The 26,994-nt window shown below is 58.6% G+C and carries 23 protein-coding genes; 14 read left to right on the plus strand and 9 right to left on the minus strand.

Going from position 1 to position 26,994, the window contains the following annotated elements; translation table 11 throughout:
• Window positions 1-2: 2 nt before the first annotated feature.
• Window positions 3-1,367: an APC family permease gene (locus KL786_RS17200; RefSeq protein WP_215518387.1), complete on the minus strand. Its 1,365-nt coding sequence runs from the start codon at window positions 1,365-1,367 to the stop codon at window positions 3-5.
• Between the two features lie 284 nt (window positions 1,368-1,651).
• Between KL786_RS17200 and KL786_RS17205 the strand changes: the two genes are divergently transcribed.
• Window positions 1,652-2,446 (plus strand): helix-turn-helix transcriptional regulator, encoded by a 795-nt coding sequence (locus KL786_RS17205; protein WP_032861150.1) that lies wholly within the window; start codon window positions 1,652-1,654, stop codon window positions 2,444-2,446.
• A gap of 45 nt (window positions 2,447-2,491) precedes the next feature.
• Here KL786_RS17205 and KL786_RS17210 read toward each other — a convergent pair whose 3' ends face one another.
• On the minus strand, window positions 2,492-4,117 hold the full coding sequence (locus KL786_RS17210) for a methyl-accepting chemotaxis protein (RefSeq protein ID WP_215518388.1): 1,626 nt from the start codon (window positions 4,115-4,117) through the stop codon (window positions 2,492-2,494).
• A 234-nt stretch (window positions 4,118-4,351) separates the two neighbouring features.
• On the opposite strand from KL786_RS17210, the gene KL786_RS17215 reads away from it, so the two are divergent.
• Both KL786_RS17215 and KL786_RS17220 read left to right on the plus strand, forming a co-directional pair.
• Window positions 4,352-5,779 (plus strand): nucleobase:cation symporter-2 family protein, encoded by a 1,428-nt coding sequence (locus tag KL786_RS17215; protein WP_032861152.1) that lies wholly within the window; start codon window positions 4,352-4,354, stop codon window positions 5,777-5,779.
• 8 nt (window positions 5,780-5,787) lie between these two features.
• The gene (locus tag KL786_RS17220) at window positions 5,788-6,243 is read left to right on the plus strand and encodes an LEA/WHy family protein (protein ID WP_032861153.1); all 456 of its coding nucleotides are present in this window, start codon (window positions 5,788-5,790) and stop codon (window positions 6,241-6,243) included.
• A 41-nt stretch (window positions 6,244-6,284) separates the two neighbouring features.
• Here the strand turns inward: KL786_RS17220 and KL786_RS17225 are convergent, their stop codons facing one another.
• A complete protein-coding gene (locus KL786_RS17225; RefSeq protein ID WP_032861154.1) occupies window positions 6,285-6,536 on the minus strand; it encodes a hypothetical protein in 252 nt (83 codons plus the stop codon).
• A 165-nt stretch (window positions 6,537-6,701) separates the two neighbouring features.
• Here KL786_RS17225 and KL786_RS17230 point away from each other — a divergent pair, with 165 nt between their 5' ends.
• Window positions 6,702-7,022, plus strand: a complete 321-nt coding sequence (locus tag KL786_RS17230) for an ElaB/YgaM/YqjD family protein (RefSeq protein WP_032861155.1) — start codon at window positions 6,702-6,704, stop codon at window positions 7,020-7,022.
• 39 nt (window positions 7,023-7,061) lie between these two features.
• Here the strand turns inward: KL786_RS17230 and KL786_RS17235 are convergent, their stop codons facing one another.
• Complete coding sequence (locus KL786_RS17235) at window positions 7,062-8,093, minus strand: Ldh family oxidoreductase (RefSeq protein ID WP_032861156.1); 1,032 nt, start codon at window positions 8,091-8,093, stop codon at window positions 7,062-7,064.
• A gap of 184 nt (window positions 8,094-8,277) precedes the next feature.
• Here KL786_RS17235 and KL786_RS17240 point away from each other — a divergent pair, with 184 nt between their 5' ends.
• Window positions 8,278-13,365: a dermonecrotic toxin domain-containing protein gene (locus KL786_RS17240; protein ID WP_215518389.1), complete on the plus strand. Its 5,088-nt coding sequence runs from the start codon at window positions 8,278-8,280 to the stop codon at window positions 13,363-13,365.
• An 11-nt stretch (window positions 13,366-13,376) separates the two neighbouring features.
• Here KL786_RS17240 and KL786_RS17245 read toward each other — a convergent pair whose 3' ends face one another.
• Entirely contained in the window at window positions 13,377-13,646 is a 270-nt protein-coding gene (locus tag KL786_RS17245) for a PepSY domain-containing protein (RefSeq protein ID WP_032861157.1), read from the minus strand.
• Between the two features lie 151 nt (window positions 13,647-13,797).
• On the opposite strand from KL786_RS17245, the gene KL786_RS17250 reads away from it, so the two are divergent.
• From KL786_RS17250 to fapF, 7 genes are all read left to right on the plus strand, one after another.
• Entirely contained in the window at window positions 13,798-14,796 is a 999-nt protein-coding gene (locus KL786_RS17250) for a FecR family protein (RefSeq protein WP_215518390.1), read from the plus strand.
• A gap of 334 nt (window positions 14,797-15,130) precedes the next feature.
• The gene (gene fapA / locus KL786_RS17255) at window positions 15,131-15,583 is read left to right on the plus strand and encodes a fibril amyloid chaperone protein FapA (protein ID WP_215518391.1); all 453 of its coding nucleotides are present in this window, start codon (window positions 15,131-15,133) and stop codon (window positions 15,581-15,583) included.
• Window positions 15,583-16,137 (plus strand): fibril amyloid subunit FapB, encoded by a 555-nt coding sequence (fapB, locus tag KL786_RS17260; protein ID WP_215518392.1) that lies wholly within the window; start codon window positions 15,583-15,585, stop codon window positions 16,135-16,137. Before fapA ends, fapB begins: the two co-directional genes overlap by 1 nt.
• 68 nt (window positions 16,138-16,205) lie before the next feature.
• Window positions 16,206-17,039 carry an amyloid-like fimbrin subunit FapC gene (gene fapC / locus KL786_RS17265; protein ID WP_215518393.1) on the plus strand — a complete coding sequence of 278 codons (834 nt, stop codon included), beginning with the start codon at window positions 16,206-16,208 and terminating at the stop codon, window positions 17,037-17,039.
• A gap of 60 nt (window positions 17,040-17,099) precedes the next feature.
• Window positions 17,100-17,780 carry a fibril amyloid maturation endopeptidase FapD gene (fapD, locus tag KL786_RS17270; RefSeq protein WP_032861163.1) on the plus strand — a complete coding sequence of 227 codons (681 nt, stop codon included), beginning with the start codon at window positions 17,100-17,102 and terminating at the stop codon, window positions 17,778-17,780.
• 37 nt (window positions 17,781-17,817) lie between these two features.
• Window positions 17,818-18,564 carry a fibril amyloid subunit FapE gene (gene fapE, locus KL786_RS17275; RefSeq protein WP_032861164.1) on the plus strand — a complete coding sequence of 249 codons (747 nt, stop codon included), beginning with the start codon at window positions 17,818-17,820 and terminating at the stop codon, window positions 18,562-18,564.
• A 49-nt stretch (window positions 18,565-18,613) separates the two neighbouring features.
• Window positions 18,614-19,906, plus strand: coding sequence for a fibril amyloid transporter FapF (gene fapF, locus KL786_RS17280; RefSeq protein WP_215518394.1), 1,293 nt, complete (start codon window positions 18,614-18,616; stop codon window positions 19,904-19,906).
• Between the two features lie 89 nt (window positions 19,907-19,995).
• On the opposite strand, the gene KL786_RS17285 is transcribed toward fapF, so the two are convergent.
• Complete coding sequence (locus KL786_RS17285; RefSeq protein WP_215518395.1) at window positions 19,996-21,321, minus strand: sigma-54 dependent transcriptional regulator; 1,326 nt, start codon at window positions 21,319-21,321, stop codon at window positions 19,996-19,998.
• 341 nt (window positions 21,322-21,662) lie between these two features.
• On the opposite strand from KL786_RS17285, the gene KL786_RS17290 reads away from it, so the two are divergent.
• Window positions 21,663-21,929, plus strand: coding sequence for a hypothetical protein (locus KL786_RS17290; protein ID WP_215518396.1), 267 nt, complete (start codon window positions 21,663-21,665; stop codon window positions 21,927-21,929).
• A gap of 210 nt (window positions 21,930-22,139) precedes the next feature.
• Entirely contained in the window at window positions 22,140-23,642 is a 1,503-nt protein-coding gene (gene nhaB, locus KL786_RS17295) for a sodium/proton antiporter NhaB (RefSeq protein ID WP_215518397.1), read from the plus strand.
• 15 nt (window positions 23,643-23,657) lie between these two features.
• Here nhaB and KL786_RS17300 read toward each other — a convergent pair whose 3' ends face one another.
• The 3 genes from KL786_RS17300 to gnd are packed head-to-tail and all read right to left on the minus strand — an operon-like array spanning window position 23,658 to window position 26,979.
• Window positions 23,658-24,482, minus strand: coding sequence for an HAD family hydrolase (locus KL786_RS17300; RefSeq protein ID WP_215518398.1), 825 nt, complete (start codon window positions 24,480-24,482; stop codon window positions 23,658-23,660).
• Window positions 24,479-26,002: a glucose-6-phosphate dehydrogenase gene (gene zwf, locus KL786_RS17305; RefSeq protein WP_154841795.1), complete on the minus strand. Its 1,524-nt coding sequence runs from the start codon at window positions 26,000-26,002 to the stop codon at window positions 24,479-24,481. The genes KL786_RS17300 and zwf overlap by 4 nt, the downstream gene beginning before the upstream one ends.
• A complete protein-coding gene (gnd, locus tag KL786_RS17310; RefSeq protein WP_090291170.1) occupies window positions 25,999-26,979 on the minus strand; it encodes a phosphogluconate dehydrogenase (NAD(+)-dependent, decarboxylating) in 981 nt (326 codons plus the stop codon). The genes zwf and gnd overlap by 4 nt, the downstream gene beginning before the upstream one ends.
• Window positions 26,980-26,994: the final 15 nt, after the last annotated feature.

Consider the following 26,994-nt stretch of genomic DNA (forward strand, 5'->3'; position numbering starts at 1 on the left):
CCTTACAGTTTCTGAAACGCCGGACTCGACCGGCCGCTGATGCAATACAGGACCACCGACAACGCCAGCAGGCCGATGATAATCATGATGTCGCGCATGGATGCTGCGATAAACAAGGTGAGCAACAGATAACCCGCGCCGGCCACGGCCAGCAATGCCGGCACCGGCCACAGGGGCATGCGGTACGGATGCTCGCGGTCGCGCAACAGCACCCGGCTCATCAGCGCGCTCAAGGCGACGATCAGGTACACCAGCATGATCAGCAACACACTGAAGGACGTCAGGTCGGCCAGGTTGGAGCTGAAACTGAGCAGCGCCGAAGGGACTGCCAGGAACAGCGTGGCCAACCATGGCGAATCCCAGCGCGGGTGGATACGGGTGAAGAGTTTGTTGATGGTCGGTGTCCACAGCGCATCGCGGCCGCTGCTGAACACGACCCGGCCGATCTGGATCACGATGGCGACAATCGCATTGAACACCGAGAGGAAGATCCCGGCGCTGACCAGCCGCGACAGGGTTTCGTTGCCATGGCTGGTCAGCAGATAGCCGATGGGGTCCGGGCTGCTAATCATCTCACTGAGCGAGGGAGCGCCGATCAACAGCGCGGTGATTGGCACCAACTCGATCACCACCACCAGGCCCAGGGACCACAGCACAGCCTTGTGCACGCCCTTGCCGCCGCATTTCATGTCCTCGGCCAACAACACTGCCGGGCCATAGCCGTTGAACGAGAACAGGCCGATGCCGACAGCGCCGATCACCAGGGCCCAGGGCGCGAGGTGCAGCACGCCGTTTTCGACGATCTGCGGCTGGAACAGCACGCTGGCGGGCTGCACCGGGTTACCGAAACCGATAAACACAATCACCAGCAAGGCCGCCACTTCCAACAGCAGGCAGGTGCCGGTAATCCATGCATTGAGCTTGATGTTGAGAATACCCAGGGCGTAGCTGCACACCACAATCACCAGGGCCACGGTTTGTGAGTCGAACTTCGTACCCAAGGCGTTATTGAGGTAAGTCGCCGCGCCGGTGGCCAGGACCGGCGGGATAAACAGCAGCATCACCAGCACCGTGAGGAAGGTCGCGTAGCCGGCCATGCCGCCAAACACGCGCTTGGCGTACACGTACTCGCCACCTGCACTGTTATGGGCGCGCCCCAGTTCGGCGTAGCAAAAGGCGAACATCAGCGCCAGCAACCCGGCCATCACAAACGCCAGGAACACACCGCTCCCGGCTTGCTGGATTGCAAACGGGGCGATAACAAACACGGAACTGGCCGGAGTCACCGCCGAAACGGTAATGGCCACCACATCGAACACACTCAAGGTAGGTTTCAGCACGCCGTCGGGCGCGAGGGTTGTGCTCATATCGTTATCCTCTTGTTTATTCTTGGTTTGAGGCAGAAACGAAAAAGTAGGGGCGATCAATTTTTTTATTGTAGGAGCGAGCTTGCTCGCGAAAGACGTCAACGCAAACGCGTGCTGACTGGGTAACCGCAGCGCGCTCAGGTTTTTCGCGAGCAAGCTCGCTCCTACAGGGAATGTAGGTGTTGCCACTGCGCCGGCCAATTCCCCTATTGGAGTACTCCCCTTGACGGGGCCAGGTAAAAACCGAACCCTTGGCCAATCTTTCAGCCATCGGAACCCTTCACATGAGCCTGTTTCGGGAAATCGGCATGCATGCGGGCCTGGGCCGTACGGTGTCGCAAATTGGCACCGAGCGCTTCTGGAAGCAGTTAGTGCTGTTGCTGCACCAGAACCTGGCCTTCGATAACGCGCTGGCGATCTTCTACCCGGTGGACGGCCCACCCCAGGCGCTGGAAGAGTACGACGCGCAGCCGACCAGCAAACCGGCGTCGATGCTGGTGTACCTCAATGGCTTGTACTTGCTCGACCCGTTCTTCCAGGCCTGCCGCGAAGGGTATGCCAGTGGCGTGTATCGCCTGGAAGAAGTGGCGCCAGACCATTTCCGCCAGAGTGAATACTTCCTCAATTACTTCCACGACAACGTGCTGGAGGATGAAGTGCAATTCATCCTGCAACTGCCCGGGGTGGGCACCTTGTCGTTGTCATTGGGCATGCAGCGGGTATTTACCGCGACTGAAACCGGGCTGCTGACGCTATTGGCGGCGTGGGTGCTGCCGTTGATGCAGCAGCATTGGCAGCAAAGCACCCAACGCGCACCGGCGGGCGAAGCCATGGCCAGCCAGATACGCGATGCGTTGAGTCATTTTGGCAGTGGCGTGCTGTCAGAGCGCGAACTGGAAATCGCCCGCCTGGTATTACGCGGGTTTTCGTCCAAGGCCATGGCCGAACGCCTGAGTATCTCGCCGGACACGGTCAAGGTGCATCGGCGGCACCTGTACGCCAAGCTGGATATCTCGTCGCAGCCGGAGTTGTTTTCGTTGTTTATCCAGTCGTTGGGGCATGACCTGGATAACCCCTAGGGACGCCGCCGCTTGCCCAATACAGCTCCCATACCCGTGATGTGATCAGATCACGAAGCGCGCGACCATCCCATTCAAGTCCACCGCCAGGCGCGACAGTTCATGACTGGCGGCGCTGGTCTGGTTGGCTCCGGCCGCTGACTGGGTGGCCAGGTCGCGGATGTTCACCAGGTTACGGTCCACCTCGCGGGATACCTGGGCCTGCTCTTCGGATGCACTGGCAATCACCAGGTTGCGTTCGTTGATCAGGCTGATGGACTGGGTGATCTGCTCCAGCGCCACACCGGCAGCGCGGGCCATTTCCAGAGTGCTTTGAGTGCGCTGGTTGCTCTGTTGCATGGACTGCACCGCGTCCCCGGTGCCGTTCTGGATCCCGGCCACCATTTTCTCGATCTCCTGGGTCGACTGCTGGGTGCGATGAGCCAGGGCGCGTACTTCATCGGCTACCACGGCAAACCCGCGCCCGGCTTCACCCGCACGAGCGGCTTCGATCGCCGCGTTGAGGGCCAGCAGGTTGGTTTGCTCGGCAATCGCCCGAATCACGTCCAGCACCTTGCCGATATCACGCCCCTGGGTGGCCAGGCCTTCGATCAGCACCGAGGTGTTCTGCACGTCCTGGGTCATGGTCTGGATCGCCTCCACGGTCTCCACCACCCGGTCGCGCCCTTCCCGCGCGGCCTGGTTCGACTGGGCCGAAGCCTCGGAGGTGGACACCGCGTTGCGCGCCACCTCTTCTACGGCGGCGGTCATTTCATTGACCGCCGTGGCGGCCTGGTCGATTTCATTGTTCTGCTGCTGCAAGCCCTTGGAGGCTTCTTCGGTTACCGCACTGAGTTCTTCGGCGGCCGATGCCAGTTGCGTGGCTGAACCGGCGATGTGCTGGATGGTCTGGCGCAAGTTGCCCTGCATGGTCGCCAGGGCGCCGATCAGGCGGGCGGGCTCGTCCTTGCCGTCGTCCTCGATGACCTTGCTCAGATCGCCACTGGAGATGGTTTGCGCGGCCGCCACGGCCTTGCGCAGCGGCGTGACAATGCTGCGCGTCAGCAGCCAGGCGAGCAATACGGTCATCAGCGCCGCGACCACCGACACCACGACTATCCCACTGATCGCATCGTTATAGCTGCGACCGGCGTCTTCACCGGCCTGCCTGGCATCGGCGGCATTGATTGCAATCAGCTTATTGAGCTGTTCGCCCATCTGATCCGTGCCGTCCTTGATCCGGCTGTTGATCAGGGCACGCATGTCCTCGACCTTGTTCTGCTGGGATAACGCAAGCATTTCGGCCTGGGCTTTCAGGTAGTTGTCCAGCGTGGCCGCAAAGGTCTTGTACAACGCAGCTTCTTCGGCACCTGCCGGCATCGCGGCATATCCCGCCTGGGCCTGCCGGGCCTTGTCGACCAGGACCCCGATGCGCACTTGGGCTTCTTGCAGGGCGGCGGGGTCGCGATTGACCAGGACACGGAACGACAGAATGCGCAGGCGCAACACATTCTCGGTCATGTTGGCCAGGTAACCGACACTGGGCAACTGGTTGGCCCCCATGTCCAGCGAGGCCTGGCGGATCAGCGTCATACGGTTGACGGCAAACACCCCCAGAACAATCACTAACAACGCAATAAACGCAAAACCGAGAAACGCCCGAGGTGCGATGTTCAAATTACGGAGGGACATAGGAAAGCTCTCAAAGAGGGATGACTGCGAGCGTCCTTGCCGCGATACGATCACTTAGCGTCAACGCGCTTAGATGACTGTTCGGCGCCACTGTTATAAGGGTTGTGTGGGCCTATAAGAGGTATCGGCCGGCTTGAGGCTTTTTGCATGGATCGGAGAAATATATTTTCACACTTTTGACAGCGGGCGCTTTCTGGCATCCTGCGCCTCCATTTTCTGACCCGAGCACGTATTTTGTCTGACGCTCAAGCCCCTCAGCCACGTTACAAATCGGACCTGATCTATGGTCTGGAAGACCGTCCGCACTTCACCGCGGCGATGTTTGCCGCCCTGCAGCATGTGCTCGCCAGCTTTGTCGGGATCATTACCCCAACCCTGATCGTCGGGGGTGTATTGGGCCTGGAAAGCGAAGTGCCCTACCTGGTCAGCATGGCGCTGTTCGTCTCCGGCCTGGGCACCTTTGTCCAGGCGCGGCGCTTTGGCCCGGTGGGCTCGGGCTTGCTGTGCCTGCAAGGCACCAGCTTTTCTTTTATCAGTGTGATTCTCAGTGCCGGATTCATGGTCAAGGCGCGGGGCGGCGGCACTGATGAAATCCTCTCGACGATCTTCGGCATTTGTTTCTTTGCGGCGTTTATCGAAGTGGTGCTCAGTCAGTTCATCGGCAAGCTGCGCAAGCTGATTACCCCGGTGGTCACCGGCACCATCATCACCTTGATGGGCCTGTCGCTGATCAAGGTCGCCGTCACCGACATGGCCGGCGGCTACGGCGCCGCCGACTTGGGCGCAGCCAGCAATATGGGGCTGGCCGCCCTGGTGTTGCTGACCATCGTGGTGCTCAACCGCTTCAATAACCCGTTCCTGCGCCTGGGCTCGATTGTCATCGGCCTGACCCTGGGTTTTATCGTGGCCTGGTGGCTGGGACGGGTCGACCTGGCGGCGTTGCCCCAGGTGCCGCTGGTCAGCGTGCCGGTGCCGTTCAAGTATGGTTTCTCGTTTGACTGGGTAGCGTTTATCCCAGTGGCAGTGATCTTCCTGATTTCCCCGCTGGAAGCAGCCGGTGATCTGACAGCCAACTCGATGATTTCCCAACAACCGGTCAAAGGCCCGCTGTACATCAAGCGCATCAAGTCCGGCCTGCTGGCTGATGGCCTGAACTCCGTGATGGCAGCCACCTTCAATAGCCTGCCGATGGTGACCTTCGCCCAGAACAACGGCGTGATCCAGTTGACCGGCGTGGCCAGCCGCTACGTGGCGTATTTCATCGCCGGCCTGCTGGTGTTGCTCGGCCTGTTCCCGATGATTGGCGCGGTGCTGCAACTGATGCCCAAGCCGGTATTGGGTGGCGCGACCCTGATTATGTTTGGCACCGTAGCCGTGGCCGGGATCAAGATCCTCGCCGAGGCCGGACTGCATCGGCGCAATGTGCTGATCGTGGCCATTTCCCTGGGGATGGGCCTGGGCGTGGCGGCGGTACCGGAAGTGCTGCGCGAACTGCCCAAGGCCTTGCATAACATCTTCGAGTCGCCGATTACCGTTGGTGCATTCTGTGCGATCCTGCTGAACATCTTCCTGCCTGAAGAGTTCATGGAACTGGAAGAAGATGAATTTGATCCGGAAGCCTCGACCCTCAAAGTGATGCAGGACCCGGACCCGACGAAATAGGAACCCTTATGCGCAGATTGATCGGCCTGACCCTGTCCCTGATATTGCTCAGCCTGAGTGCCTGCGCCCTGTTTCCCAATCGCGACCCGGTCAACATCAATGTGGTCGGGATCGAACCCCTGCAAAGCCAGGACCTGGAAGTGCGCTTTGCCGTCAAGCTGCGGGTGCAGAACCCCAACGAAACGGCGATCGACTACAACGGCGTGGCCCTGGATCTGGAGGTCAATGGCCGGCCGCTGGCCTCCGGGGTCAGCGATCAACAGGGATCCATCCCACGTTTTTCCGAGACCGTACTGATGGTGCCCGTCAGCGTTTCGGCGTTTTCGGTGTTGCGCCAGACCCTGGGCCTGAGCCAGACCCAGAGCCTGAACAACCTGCCCTATGTGCTGCGCGGCAAACTGGCCGGTGGGTTGTTTGGCACGATGCGTTTTGTTGATCGCGGCACGTTGGACTTACCCAAGTAAACAGCCTGGAGTTCACTGGCACATGGATGCGCTGGCTGCTCCTACTTCGCGGCCATCAGGCGGTTGACTTCACTGCGCACCATGTTGGCAAATTCTGGTGGCGACATGCTGTCCAGTTCCGAACGCACCCATTCGGCCCATTTGCCCTTGCGCTTGGAGCGCTCGCCAAACAGCCGGGCGCCCTCGCCCTTGGCCTTGCCCAGGTTGCTTTGCCACAAGTCATACAGGCGGGACTTTTCATCTTCAAGCGCAGCGCGCTCGGCAAGGGGCTTGTTGGCCAGATTGAAGCTCATGTGGAATTACCTGCTGCACAAATAGGTGACATCTTACACTGTAGGTCGAAAGGTCCGAATTCGGATTTTTCATTGCCCCGGCAGTTGACGAAAAAAAACTGCAACTTTTGCCGTGCTTGAAGACTCCATTGTTCACTGCCCACTTACCCCGCAAGGAGCTACTCAATGGCCCGTAAAACCGCTGCCCAAGCTGTCGAAGAGCAAATCAAGGACCAGGCGTTCAGCGAACTCCAGGCCCTGATCGAGGAATCGGACAAACTGCTCAAAAGCAGCGCATCGCTGGTGGGAGAAGAAGGTGAAACCCTGCGTGAGCAGGTAGCGATCAAGCTCAAGCAGGCCCTGGACTCGGTGTCCAGCGTGCGTGAGCGCAGCAAGCCGGTGGTGGATGCCACCGAAACCTACATCGGTGGCCACCCTTGGCAGACCGTGGCGATTTCAGCCGGCTTTGGCCTGGTGGTTGGCCTGCTGCTTGGCCGTCGCCACTGATCGATTCCACGGCCGGGGCGGCTCAGTCCGCCCCGGCCATCAGCCCTGCGCCAACTTACGCAACCGCGCCAGCTCATCACCGTCCAGAACAATTCCTTCCACTTCTGCCTTGGCTCGCGTGCGATGACGCCTGTCGCCCGGCAAGCGTCGCAGCCCTGCCGCATGCATCTGCCGCACCAGTTCCTGGCTGCGCTCGGCAAAGTCTTGCCCGGCGGCTTTGCTGGGGTCGATCACGATCAGCAACTGGCCTGTCCAGGGGGTCTTGGCGCCGGGGTGGTTTGACCAGTCGAATTCGAACGAGAAGTTGCCCCCGGTCAGCGCGGCTGCCAGCAACTCCACCATCATCGACAAGGCCGAGCCCTTGTGCCCACCAAATGGCAACAACGCCCCGCCTTCGAGGATCGCCTTCGGGTCCTGGGTCGGCTGGCCCAGGCTGTCGACGCCAGTACCCGGCGGAACACGTTCACCCTTGCGGGCGGCAATCTGGACATCGCCATGGGCGATTGCGCTGGTGGCCAGGTCAAACACAATCGGTGGCCCGTCAGCACGTGGCGCCGCGAACGCGATGGGGTTGGTGCCGAACAAGGGCCGATCGGCGCCATGAGGGACCACGCAAGTCATGCTATTGACCACGCTCAGGGCAACCAAACCCTCTTCGGCAAACGGCTCGACATCCGGCCACAAGGCAGCAAAGTGGTGAGAGTTACGAATCGCCAGTACGGCAATCCCAGCGCTGCGGGCTTTTGCCACCAATAACGGGCGTGCGGCAGCCAGCGCCGGCTGGGCAAATCCATTGGCGGCGTCCACACGCACGAACCCCGAAGCCACATCCTCGACCACCGGCACCGCCTGGCCATTGACCCAGCCGCTGTCCAGGGTCGAGACATAGCCGGGTATGCGAAACACCCCGTGGCTGTGTGCCCCGTCCTGCTCGGCACGGGCGCAGTTGTCAGCCAGTACGCTGGCAACATCCGGCGAAGCGCCGTGACGGATGAAAATGGCCTTGAGCAGCGTCACAAGTTGCGTGAAGACAATTGAAGTATTCGCAGCGGTAATGGGCGTGGCTGACATCTGAAGCTCCAGAATTGTTATTGGAGGGGGCAACAGTCTGCTGGATTTGGCTCGTTGATTAACAACGTGCAACAAGTGAGCTGTCAACCACCGGCGCGGCTTCGCGGTTATTTATTTAATGCCCGCCAGATACCTGCCGCTCCTAGGCTCGGTGCCTTCTATAGCCTGCACCGAGACTTTTGCGATGAACGACCAGCAACTGCCGTATTTTTTCCCCGAGGCCATGAGAGTAGCCAAGCGCTTGAATGACCGAGAGCGTCAACTCACTATCACCGAAAATGATCGAGACTTCCTACGCAACCTGTTCTTTGCCAACGCGGCGGGACGCAAAGCACAGTCGCCGCCGATGATTGCCGAGCGCCTCTTGGTCAACCGCCCTGGTCACACATCGATTGAACTGGCCGGGGCATTCGTGATGGGTTCCGAGGGAAGCTATACCCCGGTTTTTTTCTACGGCCCGGAAACCGGGCTGGAAAAATTCAGCACTTACCCGCAGATGATAGAGGAACTGCAAGGCAGGCTTCAGGACGAGCACAAGCGTGATGACCTGCTGCGTTTCCTGTCTATTGACCAGCGGGTCGACTTTGCATTCCTGGATGGATCAACGCTTACTCGACAATTGATCGAAGGTAATGTGTTCGACGAGCAAAAGGCCTGCATTGAGCGCTACCAACAGTTGAATGTGCAGGCCATGCTTGATGAGTTGAGCAAACTGCCGTTGATAGAAACACTGTTGGAGCAACTGCTGGCCAACACCTTGCGCAAGGCCTTCCCTAACGTAGATCAACGTAAGACCCATGTGTTTTTCTACGCGCTGGCCGCCGACTCCACGGATCAGGACAAATGGGTCGAGGCGCTACAATTACCTGACGCACTCCTGTTGTTCTACCGCCAACAGTCCTGGCCTGTCGGCCAGCGGCGGGAGTTTACGAACCCCCAGGTGGTAGAGACTCAAGAGACCAACACTCAATGGGAAGATGGCCTGAAACAAGCGGCGCACCAGTTGCATCTGTTTCTGTACAGCGCATTAGAGACTTACTGGAATACCGAAGTGCATGCTGGCCAGTCACGACGCACGTACTTTGCCCAGGCGATGAGCGACAAATCCAGGGTCGACTTGCTGTTCAAGCGTCAGGAGGAAGTAATCTCGGCCCAGGAGCGGCAACAACTGGATGCGCTCTACCTGCCCGCCAACCGCCGAGTCACGCCCCAGATCGAAAAAGTCCGCCTATGGGAGTACTACGCCCACGCCATAGAGTTGGCCGGCACACTGGTCATTAGCAATACCCATACCTATCTGTATACCCAACCCAAGGGTTTGCAGGTACTCAAGGACTACGACGACTTGCAGGCAACACTCAAGGCAATGGCCAGGACGAGCGGCCATGAAGATGACTTCTTCGCTTTCCTGGCACTGGAAGAGCGAACTCGGTTTATTGGTTTTGAAGATCCGCAGTTCAGTTCCTCCCCCATCAGCGGCCTGGTCTTCAGCACATTGTTTGAGGACATCCTCCGCAAGCAGCGGCAGAACCTCGATTACTGCCTGGATATTTACCGGCGCAACCTAGGAACCATCAATGCCTATGCCATGCTTGACCACGGCCTGGACATCCGCGCCATGCTCGACCATCGGCTCCTCGCGCTGGACCCCGAGGGCCGCTGGAGTACTCATCCATCGGCACCTTCAGTGCCTGCAGAAAAGGCGCGCCAGACTATTCGCCAACTGCACAGTGTGGCTGATGGACTGAGTACCCTGCTGACACAGGTGCCCTCCCTCAATACGGTCATCGCCGACCAATTGCGTGCGACGTTCAACCTCCCGGTGCAACAGGCTCTTGATCCGATGAGTCTTTACATCAACCACTATGCTGGCAATGCCGACGATCAAGAGCGACGCACGCCCCAGTCCAGCCAGAGTCTGCTGAACCATTGCGTTGCCCGAGTGATTGGAGAAGCACAAGCCATCCCTGACTCGCGCGAGTACGGTGTGTACGGGCCACAGGTTCAAGGCCTGGCAACCAAAAGGCCGGAAATCTCCATCGCCAAACTCAATGACATGATGACGCACTGGCTGCTCGGCCTTAACCGCAAAACGATTGCACAGCTGCCCCGCGATGGCCTGGAGGCCTTGATTCCCACACTGGCGCACAGCCTGTCCGTAGGTGTTCTTGAAGAGGCTCGCCTCAGAGGGCTAGACAAAACCCTGGGCGAGCGTGATATCAACATTCTGCGGGCCGTCTTGAACCCGGATAACACCGCGCGTGAACAGCGAAATACCTTGGAGGGCTTCACGCCAGATGCTTTCACCCTGTCGGTGTTAGTAACAGGCAAAAACACACTGTTTCGTTTGGCCAACTGTTTTGTGCTCACCGAGCGCGGTGGCCTTGATCCGTATCACTCCGGGCACGCGGTGTTATGGACGCCAGCGGGAGGAGTGGAAGCCTTTGCCTCGGTCAAGAACCTGCGTGAATCATTGGCGCATCGGCTACGCACCCCCTCCCTGCGCCTGGGCCTGCTGGAGAACCTGGGGACCGCTGAGCGTCTCCCCCATCAATGCTATGACCTGGGGCCGCTCCAGTTAATCAAAGAAGCCGTCCTGTCTAAATGCCAGCAGTCGTGGATCGACTATTGCATCGCCCAACGCCAACACATCCTGACGCTCAAGGCTAATGCACAGTCAATGCACCAGATACTCGGGCAGGCACGCAGCCAAGTACCTGCCAATAACCTTCAGCGTGCCATCGATATCGCACGGTTGACTGAACTCAGGCACTCGCTATACGACCCATTGGGTGCAGCGCCCGCCAGAGAGCAACGACGCCAGGCCGAAATTCTTGAGCAATATCGCATCAACACCTTGCATGGCCGGGATTACCTGCATGACCTTCGCCCATTACGCCAGCATGTCGAGGACGCTCTCAACGACATGCTCGTCGATTATTCGTTGTTCGCCACTGACGTGACGATTGTGCCGAGGTTGGCTTTGGCCGGGCAACGCCAGGGTCTGCTGGATTTCGCCATGAACCCTTCCAGCTTGCAAACTCCCGGGTTTGATGTGGTCTCTACGTCATCCAGCCTGACGGAAGCCGTGGTGCGTCAGATGCTGACACAGTTGAAAATCCACGATGACTATCACGCTTATCTGACCGAGCACTTGTCTACTGGCAAATCCGGTGTCGATCAGCGCCGCAAAGACTTCAGCCAGCAATTACCCTGGCAACTGCTACAACACGCCCACACACTCAAGCTTCAGGAACACTTGTCAGACCGTGGATTTGACCTGGTTCAGCAGGTTTTCAACATGCCGGATGCGATTGCTCGGGCCTCTGTTGCAGGAACAACCGCCATCATCAGACCGCTTGAACTGATCGCCACCGCAGGTGCGACGACTGCTCCAGCCCTCGGGCTTTACCTCATCGGCGCAGGGCGTGAGGGTCCTCAAGTGTTGTATGCCCCTTATCACTCAACGTTAAGCTTCACCGAGTTCGAAAGTGAAGCGCAGTTCCTGGAGAACCTGAACCTGCCGGGTGCCCTGCAAGAGTGTGTGCTCAAGCGCTTGGCGGCACCTCAGGACACTACTTATCGCAATCTGTTATCCAGCACGTTGGGCAAGAAGTCGGAAATCACCCTCGGATTCACTCCGATCCAGGGCAACCTGTTTAGCCAACTGTTTGACGACAACCTGGCGTTGCTACTCAAGTGGCTTGGTGCGCGATTGATCCACGGGGCAGAGACTGAATGGGAAACCGTCAAACAGGTATTCAGCGAGTCCGGTAGCCGCGTGCTGAGTTTGCTACCTGGCAAACTGGCGCTGCCCTGGATGATCTGGCAAAGCATTTCACTGTTCAAAGAGTCCGCAGAGGCATTGCAAGACCACCATTGGCGCAAGGCATTGCAGACGTTTATCGAAGGCGTAGCCCAAATGGCCGCGCTGGGCCAGGCATTGCAGGAAGCCGAGTCGTTAATCTTCGACCCCGCACAGCCAACACCGGCTGCACAGCCACAGTCTGCTGCACACTGGTCGAAACTGGACATTACCGCGCCGCAACGCACGCTGCTTTCGCCCAGCGAAGTGAATGATATAGCGCTGGTGAACATGAGCAAAAATGAACTCAATGGTACTTACCAGCATAAAGGAGCCTCCTACATTCCGTTGGCCGGCAAAGTGTACAAGGCCCAATCCCTCGGCAAGTTCTGGCGTATTTCAACGGAGCAGCAAAACGGCCCGTTCATCCATCGCAACAACCTGGGGCAATGGGAGATCGACACACGTCAACACATCTCGCGCTTTGGCCAGGCCTATGGCCGTTTGCAAGATCGTTCACAAAGCCGAGCTTCAGCCCGTAGATCAATGAGCATCGAGGCCGTAGGCATGAGGGCGATTCGGGCGCTGTATCCCGAGCGCGCCAGAATGATCGTGGAGGCGATGGACCTGGCGACGTTTTATACGCAGAACTGCAAATTGAACCTCGCCTTGCTGGCGCCCGGAATCGCGCCAGTGACGCGTATCCATCGCTTCGTCAATGAGTTTTTTGGCATTGACATCGACCCGCTTCTTGGTCCGCAAGAGATCGACCCGATCCTGGTGCAGAAACTGCATCGCATCGTCGACCTGATCCTGGGAGGCTTGTTGGACCCCACGCTGTATTCGCTGGACTCGCAACGTTTCGTCGCCGGCACCCATAGAACAGACCCACAAAACAATTGGGCTTTCACCATCGATAGAGACCCGGAACAACGGATTTACCTGGCTGATAACTTTTTTGCGCCGCCGTTAAGCGACTATGACAACCTCCTGCCCGACTATTTCGATCGAGCAGCCCATGCACGGGCAACGCTGTTGATCCACGAGATGAGCCATTTGGTGGCGTTGACAGCCGATTCGGCCTACCTGAATTCCGTGATGCCGTTTTCCGATTTAATCGTGACCTTGACACAGGCCGGACGCGATTTAGCGCGCTTCCAAAAGAGCTGCCAGGGCAAAGGTTATTCACGCAAGACACCCGTTAGCCAATTATTCAAGCTCCCGGACGTGAGCGGCACCCATTGGAGCGACGTTGGAGAGACCCCGGAAACCAAGTACATCAAGGATCAGATACTGCGAACCACTGGAGGGGTGGATTTGAGTAATGCACGGGGGATTTTCATGACCAACCTGGCCAGGCGAGTCGACACCATCCTGGATAATGCCGACTCAGTGGCGCTTCTGATCACCCACCTGGGGCGTCAGTTGGACCCGGTGCCCTCCAGTCGGAGAGAGTCCATAAACTGAGGCCGTCGGGATCAGTCCTTCTGGTCGCGCAACACATTGCCCGAGGCGCCGTCGATGCGGATTTCATAAACGCTACCGTCAGCCTTGCGACCTTTGACTTCCCAATAACCATTGTCGTCAGCTTCGGCCTGGTAGACCTCAATGTAACCAGCCTTGGTCTTGGCGGTTTCGATGGCTTTCTCGATGGTGATCCAGCCGGCCCCAGGTTTGTCGGCCAAGGCGGCGCCAGCGCCGAACAAGGTGGCAGTGGCAAGCATGGCAGTGAGGGTATTCTTCAGCATTTTCTTACTCCGTTAGAGAGAATGACTTACAGATCCAGATTTTTAGGGTGTTTACAGCCCGAATTAGTTCCACATTGATGCTCATTCGCCATGATGGTTGTTCTCGGCACCCCGCCGGGAAGGTTAGAATGTAGGAAATCAGGAAGCACCAATGACCGAACAGCCCCTTTCAGAAGCCGAATATGATGCAGTCACCGATGCCGCCGCGCATTGGTGTATGCGTCTGCACGCTTTTGATTGCACCGTGGCAGAACGGCAGGCTTTCGAACAGTGGCACGATGCGCACCCTCTGCATGCCTTCGAATATGCTGCCATGCTGGAAATCTGGGATGTTGCCGACCACTTGCCGCGCACCAGAGAAGCGCCACCGCCGGTTGTGCTGGTCACACCACCCAGCCGCTGGCGCACCTATGCAGTCGCCGCCGCCATTTCCCTGGTGGCGTTGCCACTGGCCGCCTTCACCGGCTGGGAGGCCGGTTGGCTGCCCAGCTCTTATGAGCATTACGAAGCCACCAGTGGCCTGCGCCACGTCACGCTGGCTGATGGCAGTGAAGTTGAGCTGAACCTGGGCACCGAGCTGGTCTACAGCAACTACAAGGATGAGCGCCGGGCCACGCTGAAAAAAGGTGAAGCGTTCTTCAAGGTCAGCCATGACCTCGCACACCCGTTTGTGGTACACGCCGGCACGGGGCAAATCCGGGTGACGGGCACCCAGTTCAACGTCTGGAAGTATGACGATCAAGTGCGGGTGATGTTGCTGGAAGGCTCGGTAAAAATCACCAGCGACACCAGCCACAGCGGCCTGAGCCTGACACCCGGGATGCAGGCCAGTTACAACCAGGGGGACGCGCAACCGCAATTACAGGCGTTCTCCCCCCATGACCCGGCGCTGGCCTGGCGCACCGGCAAGTTGATTCTCGACAACCTGCCACTGGTGGATGCCTTGCCACTGATCAACCGTTACTTGAGCAAACCGGTGATGCTGGCCGATACGGGCACCGGGAATATTCGCATTGGCGGGATCTACGATATCCATGAAGTCACCCACTTGGTGTCCTCCCTGCCCAAAGTGCTGCCGGTCTACCTGACTCAGAACCAGGACGGCAACACCGTACTCAATTCAATCCCGCGCAAAACCCCCAAGACCTGATCAAGAGCCGTGACTACCGCGTACTGCGGTGGCACGGCTCTCGTTCGCAATGCCTTGTCCACTTTTGAAACACTCCTCACCGCGCAGCAGCCCGGTAGCTGCGGGTTCATCGTTTCGTCATCACAAGTGTTTCAGCCCTGAAACACCCCGAGCCCAGGCCTGGCGCAGGTCATTGGCCGCCGCCCTGTTTCAGGCCTGATACACCCTGCCCCCAGCCACCTCGCAAATAATCCCAAGCTGTTGAATAACCAGCCAATATAAAAAGCGGCACAGCTTCTGCTCTCTTCCTTGCAACGCTGTTTAGGGTCAGCGTTAAAAAACAAGGAATGCTGCCGTGGCGACTCTCAATCCAGGCTCACTGAGCCTACTGCTGATCAGCTGTGTACTCAGCGCCAGTGTGAGCGTTAGCGCTTTTGCGGAAGACGGCGTCATCGTGACCGGGCGCAATGTTCAAGGTTTCCACATTGGTCGCCCAGCCTTTGGTCCCGACCCTTACCCAACCACGGTGAATGCCAACCCAAGCAGTCAGATTCTGCGAGCTACCGGCGAACTCAGCGATAGCGATTTTGCAAGCCTGAGTAGCGGCTCCGGCATTACCCGCACGATCCTGCCAAACGGCGAACTCCCCGGCCTGAGCAACACTCTGGGCACCAATTCGGCTGGCTTGGGCACTGGCGCAGCAGCGAGTCATGGCGGCGGGAACAGCCTGGGTGGCCAGATCAGCGGCACGATTGAACGTGGCCTGGCCCCCCTGAACAACATCGGCAGCATGATGGGGGCTCAGTAATGAATCGCTCATGGCTGATCCCTGCACTGTTCAGTTGCTCTTGCGCAATGGCCGGCGACGGTCACGAAGCGCTCATCGACAACTCCGGCAAACAATACACCGGCGTTATTTCGGTCAACCAGGCCGCCGGCAATCAGCAACAACAGATCAACAGCCGGAGCATCACGGTCGGCGGTCAAGCCAGCACTGTGCTCATACAGAAGCTTGACGGCAAGGCCGACCCTTCCCTCAACGCCAACACGGCGATCCAGGGAACCTCTTTCAGCAATGGCAGCGGTGTACTGGGCGTCAACCAGTCGGCCGGGGCCAACAACCAGATGATCAATGCGGTGCGGATCAGTATCAATCCTGGCCCGCAAAGCATCGACGACAGCGTCCTCTCGCAACAGAACACGACGCTGTTACCAGACTCAAGGTCCTCCTCTACCACTGGCAGCCGCCAGGTCGTTACCAGCGACCAGGCCTTCACCGGCAACCGTGGAGTGGTACAGGTGAATCAGAGTGCAGGGGTGGGGAACCGAATGGCTAACACCCTCGGTATCACTATCAAGTAACGACTTGATAGGTGTTTGTTAGACCGTACCAACACTTAACCAACTAATTAGAAGCAAGGAGATACACCATGAAACCTACAATGGCTCTCAAACCACTGGTTTTTGCTCTGGCTGCGCTCATGGCTGTTGCTGCACAGGCTGACTCCAATAGGTGGTACCCAACCCCTGCACCGACCGGCACCGTAGCTGCCGTCGTCACTGACACCCAGATCAGCAAAGACAACAAGTTCGATGACACCAAAACCACCAACAATGCCTCGGCCAACCACTCGTTGAACCGCAGCAACGGCAACCTGGGTGGCAACGTCGCCGCTGGCTCCGGCAACCAGCAAGATAACGCCGCAGCAATCACCAGCAGCGCTGACGATTCAAACCTGGTTTTTGCCTTGGTGGATGTCGATCAGCAAAGCAAACAGAACGACTTTGAGAGCAAGGGCGTGCAAAACAATGCCTCGCTGAACAACTCGGCCAACAACAGTTCCGGCAACGTGGGTGTTAACGTCGCCGCCGGTCAAGGCAACCAGCAGAAAAACAACCTGGCGATCGTGGTTGCAGATGGCAACAACGTCGCCGCAGCCTCGAACACCGTGCAAACCTCGGTGGATAACGAGTTCCTCAATACTGCCTCCACGGGCAATGGCAACAACGGCAACAGCTTCGGCAACGGTAATGGCAACGGCAACGGCAATGGCAATGGCAATGGCAACGGCAATGGCAACGGCAACGGCAACGGCCAAGCCTCTTATGTCGTCAACAATGCCAGCCTGAACCACTCGGCCAACAACGCCTCTGGCAACATCGGCGTCAACGTGGCTGCTGGCATCGGCAACCAGCAGAGCAACACGCTCTCCCTCGGCAGCGGCTGCACCGTCTGCGCAGCGGGTAGCGGCGTACGCTTCTGATGCAATCGGGCCTTGGCAACAAGGCCCTTTTTATTTTCGTGTCCGACAGGTCATCCGATCATGCGCCTCGCGACCCTCACGCTTCTATTACTGCTTGCTGGCCCTTCCTGGGCCGGGCAAATGGCTATTTCCGCCATGCCCGGTGGTGCAGTGATTTTCAAGAAGGTCGAGAGCATCCGCGAACGCCGGTTCGCTAACCTGGTGGAACAAAAAACCGATTTCAGCTGTGGTGCGGCAGCACTCGCAACCATCCTGCGCCAAGCCTATTGGATGGACGTTGATGAAGAACACGTCATCAAGGGCATGCTGGTCAACGCTGACCAGGACCTGGTACGCACCCAGGGTTTCTCCATGCTCGACATGAAACGCTACCTCGAAAGCATCGGCATGCGTGCCAGGGGCTACAAGATCGGCCCGGACACCCTGCTGACCGTGAAAATCCCCGTGGTGGTGTTAGTGGAGATCCGTGGCTACAAGCACTTCGTCGTGATGCAGCGTGCCGAAAAAGACTGGGTCTATATCGGTGATCCTGTCCTGGGCAATAAACGCTATGCACGGGACGACTTTGTCAAAGGCTGGAACGGTGTGGTGTTTGCCGTGTTGGGTGAGGGCTATGACAAGACCAACGCCCTGCTCGATCCTCCCACACCATTGACCGCCAAGACCAAAATGAACGAGTTCCGGCCCGTGGGCGATGCAGAGCTGATGGACTTCGGTTTTATCCAGAGCGATTTCTTCTAGAAGCGCGATAAGGAGCAGGAAGCTCCAGGAGCAAAACATGAACACTTATCGTTGGCTTACGGTCCTGTGCCTGGCAGCCTCGATGCCTGCCTATGCTTCCTCAGCGTTCAAGCCCATCGAAATGAAAGACTCGGAACTGGCTGAACTGCGCGGCCGTTTCGTGATGCCAGGGCGAATTGTCAGCTTCGGCATTGTCATGAGTACCACCTGGACCAACGCCGCTGGCGACACCAGTACCGTGAACGCCAATATGCACATCGACTCCGCCACCATCACCCCGCAATTCTATGTGCAGTCCACCGGCTCAGTCGGCAGCGGTACCAATCGCGACCCTGGCACCGGCACTGTCGTGGGTGGCGCCGGCCTGGGCAGTGGCCAGGGCGTGACCCAAACCGTACGCGCCGCCGGCGATGGCAATACGGCCTATAACAACGTCGGGATCAATGTCAGTGAAAACGGCCTGTCACCGGCCAACGTGGCGCAGTCGGGGCATGCGTTGATGGCGGGCGGCTCCTTCACGACCGACAGTGCGGCCGGTCGAGTCAGTGTTTCGGCCAACAATGGCGGCGTGCAGATGGCCATCCAAGCCAATAACAATCAGGGGAGCGCCCTGCAGCAGATCGGTGGCGGCAATGTACTGCAAGGCACGGTTTTGCAAGGCAACAGTAACTTCGTCAACAACATGACGCAGCTCAATGTGGTGCTAGGCAACAATGGTCTGAACGCGGGCGCCTTGAACTGCAACCTGGATCAACTCAAAGGCCTACGCACGCTCGGTTATTGAACTACGCTGACCCTCGACACTTCCGCATTAGAAAAGGACGGCTTATTTCATGCATCGATCGTTATCACTACGTGCCGTTGTCTGTTTAAGTACGCTCTTGCCAGCGAGTCTGTTGTACGCCGCACCAGACGCAGACATAGAAACCCTCAAACAAGAACTTCTGGAGCTCAAGCAGCGCTACGAAGTCCAACAAAAAGCCCTGGCGGTCCTGGAACAACGGGTGCGCCAGGTGGAAGACCAGCCAGTAACCCCAGCGCCCAAACGCCTGGCAAAATCGCCAGCAGACTTCAAGCAAAGTGGCAGTACCGTGGCCGCCAGCAGCAGTACGGGTGGAGCCACAGGCGGCAGTTCCTACGGTCAATCGCTCAAGGATGATTCGGCGCCCGCGCAAAGTGTCAGCAACTTGTATAACGAAGCCAGCGGCTTCTTCGGTAACGGCAAGTTCAGTTTTGAAACCGGCATTACCTACGCGCGCTATGACGCCCGCCAATTGACCCTCAATGGTTTTCTCGCGCTGGACTCGATCTTCCTGGGCAATATCAACCTGGACCGTATCAAGGCCGATAACTGGACCTTGGACCTGACGGGCCGCTACAACCTTGATAACCGCTGGCAGTTCGACGTTAACGTTCCGGTGGTCTACCGCGAGTCGACCTACCAGTCTGGTGGGGCCAGTGGTGGTGACCCGCAAGCGACCTCAGAAGAATCGGTGAGCCGTGATCCAACCATCGGCGACGTCAACTTCGGAATTGCCTACAAATTCCTCGACGAATCACCGACGATGCCCGATGCCGTGGTCTCAGTGCGCGTCAAGGCGCCCACCGGCAAGGAACCCTTCGGGATCAAGCTGGTGCGTTCAACGGCCAACGACAACCTGTTTGTACCGGAGAACCTGCCAACCGGTAACGGTGTCTGGTCGATAACCCCTGGGATATCCCTGGTCAAGACCTTCGATCCGGCAGTGCTGTTCGGCAGCCTTTCCTACACTCATAACTTCGAAGATTCGTTTGACGATATCAGCAGTGACGTCAACCAGAAGGTCGGTGGCAAGGTGCGCCTGGGCGACAGTTTCCAATTTGGCGTAGGTGTGGCATTTGCCCTGAACGAGCGCATGAGTATGTCGTTCTCGGTGTCTGACCTGATTCAGCGCAAGAGCAAGCTCAAGCCTGATGGCGGTGACTGGCAGTCGATTGTCTCCAGCGACGCCAACGCCGGCTACTTCAACGTCGGTATGACCATAGCGGCCAGTGAGAACCTGACCATCGTGCCCAACCTGGCTATCGGCATGACCGATGATGCGCCTGATTTCACCTTCAGCCTGAAATTCCCGTACTACTTCTAAACGCTATACCTCCTACAGGGGATGGTGGGTTTAGGGAAAGGAAAAGCCCCGCCGCGATAAGGGTCGCGACGGGGCTTTTTTTACCCGCCCTAGCGGATCTGGTGTTTGTGCAGCAACCGGTAGAACGTGGGCCGCGAAACCCCCAGCACACGGGCAGCGACACTCAGGTTGTCGCTGTGCCGGTTCAGCACATCGCACAACGCCTGACGTTCGGCGCGGTGCTTGTAATCTTCCAGTGTAGCCATCGGCAATATGATTGCCTGGTGGCTTTGCAACCCCAGGTCGATCGCTTCGATTTGTCGCCCTTCGGCCAGTACCAACCCGCGCCGTACCCGGTTGGCCAACTCACGCACATTGCCCGGCCAACCATGCTTGCCCATGGCGACCAGGGCATCCTCGCTGAAGCTGCGCGGGCGACGGCCGGTTTCCTGACTGTAGAAACGGGAGAAATGGTTGGCCAACATGCCCACATCGCCATGCCGTTCACGCAGGGGGGCAGTGATCACTTGCAAGACATTCAGGCGGTAGTACAAGTCTTCGCGAAATGTGCCCTTCTCGATCGCCGCCTCCAGATCGACATGGGTCGCCGCCAGTACCCGCACATCCACCGGGATCGGCTGGCTGCCACCGACACGCTCGATGTGTTTTTCCTGGAGAAAACGCAGCAGGTTGGCTTGCAACTCCAGCGGCAGATCGCCGATTTCGTCGAGGAACAAGGTACCGCCGTTGGCCGCTTCGATACGCCCGATCTTGCGTTGATGGGCGCCGGTGAACGCGCCCTTTTCATGACCGAACAGTTCGGACTGGATCAAGTGTTCTGGAATCGCCCCGCAGTTGATCGCCACAAACGGCTTGGCGTGGCGCTGGGATTGCCGGTGCAGGGTCTTTGCCACCAACTCCTTGCCGGTGCCACTGTCACCACGGATCAGAATCGGCGATTCGGTGGGGGCCAGTTTAGCCAGCAACTTGCGCAACTCGCGGATCGGCCGGCTGTCGCCCAGCAGCTCATGTTCTGGCTCATCCACGTGGGCAATGCCTTTACCACGCAGGCGCGCCATGCCAAACGCACGGCCGAGGGTGACTTGGACCCGCGACACATCAAATGGCAAGGTGTGAAAGTCAAAAAACCATTCACAGACAAAATCGCCGACCTTCTGCAAACGCAGCACTTCGGGGCTGAGCACGGCAATCCATTCAGTACCGCTGCGGCTGATCAGCTCCTTGACCGCTTCGGGCCGCTGCAAGTGAGCGGGCTGTAGCCGTAGCAATCCCACATCACAGGTACGATCCCCCAGGGCGTCCAAGGCACAGCTGTCGACATCCCACCCGGCCGCCCGCAAACCAGGTAATAACTGGTGGCAGTCATCACAGGGATCGACCACAAGTAAGCGACGCAGTGGGGGTGTAACAATCATGACTATTCCTTGGCGTCAAAATCATTAAAGTTATTTAGAAACAACAGTTTGAGGCGACTGTTGATAACCCTAGCAAGATCTTGACACCCCCTTGTATCGTTTTGCGATAACCCCACCCTGAATACAGCATTTGGCGATCAGGCACCTTTGCACGGCGCTACTTCAATCTTTCATTCAGCTTTCAAATGGGCCTCTTACATGACGTTAATCACGAAAAGTTGAATTTTCTTGTTTTAAGATGTGACCCGTACCCCGTCATCGTGCATCAGTACAGGTACTAGCCGAACGGTAAGCCCAACCGACGGCACATCATTTGATTGGGCACTTAGAGAGAAGACCCCATGAACGCCCCGCTCCGTATCAACGAAGCTCTTTTGATCGCAGACCGTGCTTTCCAGCCCTTTCATTGCGTGGCCTGGGCCCCACAAGACGGGACTGGCGAATTGAGCCTGACCGTTATCGACCGCACCGAAAACCGTATTGGTCGCAAGCAGATTCCTTGCAGCACTTATTCCGATCCCAAGCAATTGGAAACCCTGCTGCTGCAAGCCCGCGCGGAACTCAACGGCGAAGGTTATCAACTACTGTCCTGGGCAATGCCTAAGTAAGCTCACGCACTTACTGCAACTTTGTAAGTGCTGATCGGTTATTCGCTGACTGACGCATTTACTGTAGGAGCGAGCTGGCTCGCGAAAAACCTTAAAGATGCGCAGGGCACCAGGGTGTATGCGGCGACCTCAGGTTTCTCGCGAGCAAGCTCGCTCCTACAGGGGTGAATATCGGGTATCTTGCGCGCTTCTCGCCCCAAGGAGCACTCCATGTCCGGATCAATGGCCCAGGCCTTCGCCCATAATTTTCTTGGGCACTCGCCCCGTTGGTACAAGGCCAGCATCCTCGCATTCCTGATCCTCAATCCTCTGGTACTGTGGGTTTTCGGCCCAGTGGCGGCCGGTTGGCTACTGGTGGCAGAGTTCATTTTCACCCTGGCCATGGCGCTGCACTGCTACCCGTTGATGCCCGGTGGGCTGTTGATGGTCGAGGCGCTGTTGCTGCGCATGACCACGCCCCAGGCGCTGTACGACGAACTGCTGCACAACTTTCCGGTGATCCTGCTGCTGATGTTTATGGTGGCCGGCATCTACTTTATGAAGGACTTGCTGCTGTTTCTGTTTTCGCGCCTGCTGCTCGGTGTGCGCTCCAAGGCGCTGCTGGGGCTGATGTTCTGCTTTTTGTCTGCGTTTCTGTCCGCCTTTCTCGATGCCTTGACTGTGACGGCGGTGATTATCAGCGCCGCCGTGGGGTTCTATTCGGTCTATCACCGAGTGGCCAGTGGCAACGATCCGCGCCAGGACAGTGAATTCAGCGACGACCAGCAGTTGCCCACCTTGCACCACGCCGACCTTGAGCAGTTCCGCGCGTTTCTGCGCAGCCTATTGATGCATGGTGCCGTCGGCACAGCCCTGGGTGGTGTGTGCACCTTGGTGGGCGAGCCACAGAACCTGCTGATCGGCCATGAGATGGGTTGGAATTTCAGCGAGTTTTTCCAGCGGATTGCCCCGGTATCCCTGCCCGTGCTGGTCGCCGGCCTGGCCACCTGCGTCCTGCTGGAAAAATTGCGCTGGTTTGGCTACGGCACACTGCTGCCGGATAACGTACGCCAGGTGCTGGCCAACTACGCCCGTGAAGACAATGCCGAGCGCACGCCACGCCAGCGTGCGGCGCTGATTGTCCAGGGCTTGGCGGCGCTGATACTGATCGCCGGCCTGGCCTTTCATATCGCTGAAGTGGGCCTGATCGGCTTGCTGGTGATTGTGCTGATCACTGCCTTTACCGGGATTACCGAAGAGCACCGCATCGGCAATGCCTTCAAGGACGCCCTGCCCTTTACCGCGTTGCTGGTGGTGTTTTTTGCCGTGGTGGCGGTGATCCATGATCAACAACTGTTTACCCCACTGATTCAATGGGTGCTGGCCCTGCCCGCCGAACAACAACCGGGCATGCTGTTTATTGCCAATGGCCTGTTGTCCGCGATCAGCGATAACGTGTTTGTGGCGACGATCTACATCACCGAGGTCAAGCAGGCGTTTGTGTCCGGCCATATGAGCCGCGAGCACTTCGAGACCCTGGCCATTGCGATCAATACCGGGACCAACCTGCCCAGCGTGGCGACGCCCAATGGCCAGGCGGCGTTCCTGTTCTTGTTGACGTCGGCGATTGCACCGCTGATTCGCCTGTCCTACGGGCGCATGGTATGGATGGCCCTGCCGTATACGGTGGTGATGGGTGTACTGGGCTGGTACGGGGTCAGTTACTGGCTGTGAAGGGATGGCGAGCGCTCAAGCGCTCGCCAGGATAAACCGCTCAATCGCCTGGGCCGCGCCGTCCTCGACATTGCTGCCAGTGACCACATCGGCCTGGCGCTTGACCGCCTCTTCGGCCTGGCCCATGGCAATCGACAGCCCGGCGACATGAAACATCGCCGGGTCATTGCCGCCATCACCGATAGCCGCCGTCTGCTCCAGCGCCACCCCAAGATGGGCTGCCAGGGTTTTCAGGGCATCGCCCTTATTAGCCTGCATTGCCGTGACATCCAGATAGACCGGCTGCGAACGCGACACCTGCGCCAGCCCCTGGACCTTGGGCTGCAATTGCGCCTCCAGTTCAATCAGCAGTTGCGTGTTGTTACTGGCAGCGACGATCTTATCGATCCGTTCCAGGAACGGCTCGAAACTCTCCACCACCACGGGCGCGTACCCCAGGCCGTGTTGCTCACGCGGCACCATGGGACCGCTGGCGTCGCGTAACAGCCAGTCGCCATCGGCAAACACCCAGACTTCCACATCCGGATGCGGGGAAAACAGCGCCAGTGCTACCAGGGCCGCTTCCGCCGGCAAGTGGTGGGCCACCAGGATGCTGCCGTCCGGGTTGACCAGGGTGCCACCATTAAAGCCTGCTGTTGGCACATCGACGCCCAGGGCTTCGATCTGCTGCAGCATGGCCTTGGGCGGCCGCCCGGTGGCGAGGCTGAAAAACACCCCGGCATCGCGCAACGCACGCACCGCGTCAATGGTGCGCTGGCTCAGGCTGTGATCGGGCAGCAACAGGGTGCCGTCCATATCACTCAACAAGAATCGGATGGGGTGAATCGTCGCCTCACTCATCCCAGGCTATGCCAGGCACGGCCATCACGGGCCAGTAATGCATCCGCCGCTGCGGGGCCGTCTTCGCCTGCCTTGTAGGCCTCAATTCCATCGTCCTCCTTCCAGGCATCGAGGAACGGCTGCACGGCACGCCAGCCATTTTCGATGTTGTCGGCACGCTGGAACAACGTCTGATCGCCGGTCAGGCAGTCATAGATCAACGTTTCGTAGCCAGTGGAAGGCTGCATCTCGAAGAAGTCCTTGTAGGCAAACCCTAGCTGGATATTGGCCATGTCCAGGGTCGGCCCGGGCTTTTTCGCCAGCAGGTCGAACCACATGCCTTCATTGGGCTGGATCTGGATCTTCAGGTACGTCGGCTTGAGTTCGTCGACTTCGGTGTCGCGGAACTGTGCATAGGGCGCCGGCTTGAAGCAGATGACGATTTCGGTGTCGCGCACGCTCATGCGCTTGCCGGTACGCAGGTAGAACGGCACGCCGACCCAACGCCAGTTATCGATCATCACCTTCAGCGCCACGAAGGTCTCGGTGCTGCTGTCGGGTGCGACATTCGCCTCTTCCCGGTAGCCCGGCAGTGACTTGCCGCCGATCTCGCCGGCGGTGTACTGGCCACGCACAGAGTTGGCCCGCGCATCCGCAATCGACCATGGGCGCACGGCACCAATCACTTTGGCCTTCTCGCCACGCACCGCGTCGGCGCCAAAGGCCGCCGGCGGCTCCATGGCAATCATTGCCAGCAGTTGGAACAGGTGATTGGGCACCATATCGCGCAAGGTCCCGGTGTTTTCGAAGAAACTGCCCCGGGTTTCCACACCGACGGTTTCGGCAGCGGTGATCTGCACGTGGTCGATGTAGTGGTTGTTCCAGAATGCTTCGAACAGCACGTTGGAGAAACGGCTGATCAGAATGTTCTGCACCGTCTCCTTGCCCAGGTAATGGTCGATGCGGTAGATCTGCTTTTCGCTCATGACCTTGAGCAGGCAGGCGTTCAGCGCCTCGGCAGTGGCCAGGTCGGAGCCGAATGGTTTTTCGATCACCACGCGGCGGAAAGCCTCGGGGCTTTCCTCCAGCAGGTTGGCCCGGCCCAGGCGCTGCACCACTTCACTGAAGAAGCGCGGCGCAGTGGCCAGGTAGAACACCGCATTGCCAGTGCCACTGTCGGCGATCTTCTGTGCGATATCGGCATAGGTGCCGTCATCGAGAAAATCCCCCTGCACGTAGCTGATGCCCTTGGCCAACTGGGCCCACAACTGTGGGTCCAGTGCATGTTCGGCATTGCCCTTGACCTTGCTCGCCGCTTCGGTGCGGATGAAGTCTTCGAGTTTTTTGGCGAAGTCGGCATCGCTGATAGCGTTGTGATCCACCCCGACAATCCGCAGCCCGTCACCCAGCAGGCCATCGCGACTGAGGTTGTACAGCGCCGGCATCAGCAGGCGCTTGACCAGGTCGCCATGGGCGCCGAACAGGAACAAGGTAGTGGGTGGAGCGGGTTCGGCCTTGGGTTTCTTGCCGTTGGCCGTCATTTTTTGGAAGTCTCCACATGGCCGCCGAAGCCGAAGCGCATGGCCGACAGCAACTTGTCACCGTAAGTGCTTTGCTGACGCGAGCGGAAACGGGCGAACAACGAGTTGGACAGCACCGGCACCGGCACCGATTGCTCCATGGCCGCTTCGATGGTCCAGCGCCCTTCACCGCTGTCGGCCACGGAACCTGAGTAACCGTCGAGCTTGGGGTCGGTCGCCAGGGCATCGGCGGTCAGGTCCAGCAGCCAGGAGGAAACCACGCTGCCACGACGCCAGACTTCGGCAATGTCGGCCACGTTCAGGTCAAAACGCTGGTCTTGCGGCAGGTTTTCCGAGTTCTTGGTCTTGAGGATGTCAAAGCCTTCGGCAAACGCCTGCATCATTCCGTATTCGATGCCGTTGTGGATCATCTTCACGAAATGCCCGGAGCCAGCGGGGCCGGCATGGATGTAGCCACGCTCGGCGCGATCATCAGTGGCGGTACGGTCCTTGGTGCGTGGGATATCGCCCAGGCCTGGCGCGAGTGTGGCGAAGATCGGGTCCAAGTGCTTGACGGTCTCGGCGTCGCCGCCAATCATCATGCAGTAGCCACGCTCCAGGCCCCAGACGCCACCGGACGTCCCGACGTCGATGTAGTGCAGGCCTTTTTCCGCCAGGGCCTTGCCGCGACGCACGTCGTCTTTATAGAAGGTGTTGCCGCCGTCGATGATCACATCGCCGGCTTCCATCAGTTCGCTCAGGTCGTTGATCGTGGTTTCGGTCGCCTCGCCCGCCGGCAGCATGACCCAGATCGCCCGCGGCTTTTGCAGGCCGGCAACCAGGGCAGCGAGGTCGGCAACGCCGGTCGCACCCTCTTCGCTCAAGCCTTTGACGAATGCTTCATTGCGGTCGTAGACCACGGTGGTATGCCCATTGAGCATCAAGCGGCGCGCAATATTCCCGCCCATGCGGCCTAGTCCAATAATCCCCAGTTGCATGTGTTGATGCTCCTA

Source organism: Pseudomonas sp. TAE6080, assembly GCF_018732265.1.
GTDB classification, from domain to species: domain Bacteria; phylum Pseudomonadota; class Gammaproteobacteria; order Pseudomonadales; family Pseudomonadaceae; genus Aquipseudomonas; species Aquipseudomonas brenneri.

Excerpts from the sequence above, each read along its gene's own strand:
- KL786_RS17200 (WP_215518387.1), bottom strand. The coding sequence starts at position 1,367 with ATGAGCACAACCCTCGCGCCCGACGGCGTGCTGAAACCTACCTTGAGT.
- KL786_RS17205 (WP_032861150.1), top strand. The coding sequence starts at position 1,652 with ATGAGCCTGTTTCGGGAAATCGGCATGCATGCGGGCCTGGGCCGTACG.
- KL786_RS17210 (WP_215518388.1), bottom strand. The coding sequence starts at position 4,117 with ATGTCCCTCCGTAATTTGAACATCGCACCTCGGGCGTTTCTCGGTTTT.
- KL786_RS17220 (WP_032861153.1), top strand. The coding sequence starts at position 5,788 with ATGCGCAGATTGATCGGCCTGACCCTGTCCCTGATATTGCTCAGCCTG.
- KL786_RS17225 (WP_032861154.1), bottom strand. The coding sequence starts at position 6,536 with ATGAGCTTCAATCTGGCCAACAAGCCCCTTGCCGAGCGCGCTGCGCTT.
- KL786_RS17230 (WP_032861155.1), top strand. The coding sequence starts at position 6,702 with ATGGCCCGTAAAACCGCTGCCCAAGCTGTCGAAGAGCAAATCAAGGAC.
- KL786_RS17235 (WP_032861156.1), bottom strand. The coding sequence starts at position 8,093 with ATGTCAGCCACGCCCATTACCGCTGCGAATACTTCAATTGTCTTCACG.
- KL786_RS17240 (WP_215518389.1), top strand. The coding sequence starts at position 8,278 with ATGAACGACCAGCAACTGCCGTATTTTTTCCCCGAGGCCATGAGAGTA.
- KL786_RS17245 (WP_032861157.1), bottom strand. The coding sequence starts at position 13,646 with ATGCTGAAGAATACCCTCACTGCCATGCTTGCCACTGCCACCTTGTTC.
- KL786_RS17250 (WP_215518390.1), top strand. The coding sequence starts at position 13,798 with ATGACCGAACAGCCCCTTTCAGAAGCCGAATATGATGCAGTCACCGAT.
- fapB (WP_215518392.1), top strand. The coding sequence starts at position 15,583 with ATGAATCGCTCATGGCTGATCCCTGCACTGTTCAGTTGCTCTTGCGCA.
- fapC (WP_215518393.1), top strand. The coding sequence starts at position 16,206 with ATGAAACCTACAATGGCTCTCAAACCACTGGTTTTTGCTCTGGCTGCG.
- fapD (WP_032861163.1), top strand. The coding sequence starts at position 17,100 with ATGCGCCTCGCGACCCTCACGCTTCTATTACTGCTTGCTGGCCCTTCC.
- fapE (WP_032861164.1), top strand. The coding sequence starts at position 17,818 with ATGAACACTTATCGTTGGCTTACGGTCCTGTGCCTGGCAGCCTCGATG.
- fapF (WP_215518394.1), top strand. The coding sequence starts at position 18,614 with ATGCATCGATCGTTATCACTACGTGCCGTTGTCTGTTTAAGTACGCTC.
- KL786_RS17285 (WP_215518395.1), bottom strand. The coding sequence starts at position 21,321 with ATGATTGTTACACCCCCACTGCGTCGCTTACTTGTGGTCGATCCCTGT.
- KL786_RS17290 (WP_215518396.1), top strand. The coding sequence starts at position 21,663 with ATGAACGCCCCGCTCCGTATCAACGAAGCTCTTTTGATCGCAGACCGT.
- nhaB (WP_215518397.1), top strand. The coding sequence starts at position 22,140 with ATGTCCGGATCAATGGCCCAGGCCTTCGCCCATAATTTTCTTGGGCAC.
- KL786_RS17300 (WP_215518398.1), bottom strand. The coding sequence starts at position 24,482 with ATGAGTGAGGCGACGATTCACCCCATCCGATTCTTGTTGAGTGATATG.
- zwf (WP_154841795.1), bottom strand. The coding sequence starts at position 26,002 with ATGACGGCCAACGGCAAGAAACCCAAGGCCGAACCCGCTCCACCCACT.
- gnd (WP_090291170.1), bottom strand. The coding sequence starts at position 26,979 with ATGCAACTGGGGATTATTGGACTAGGCCGCATGGGCGGGAATATTGCG.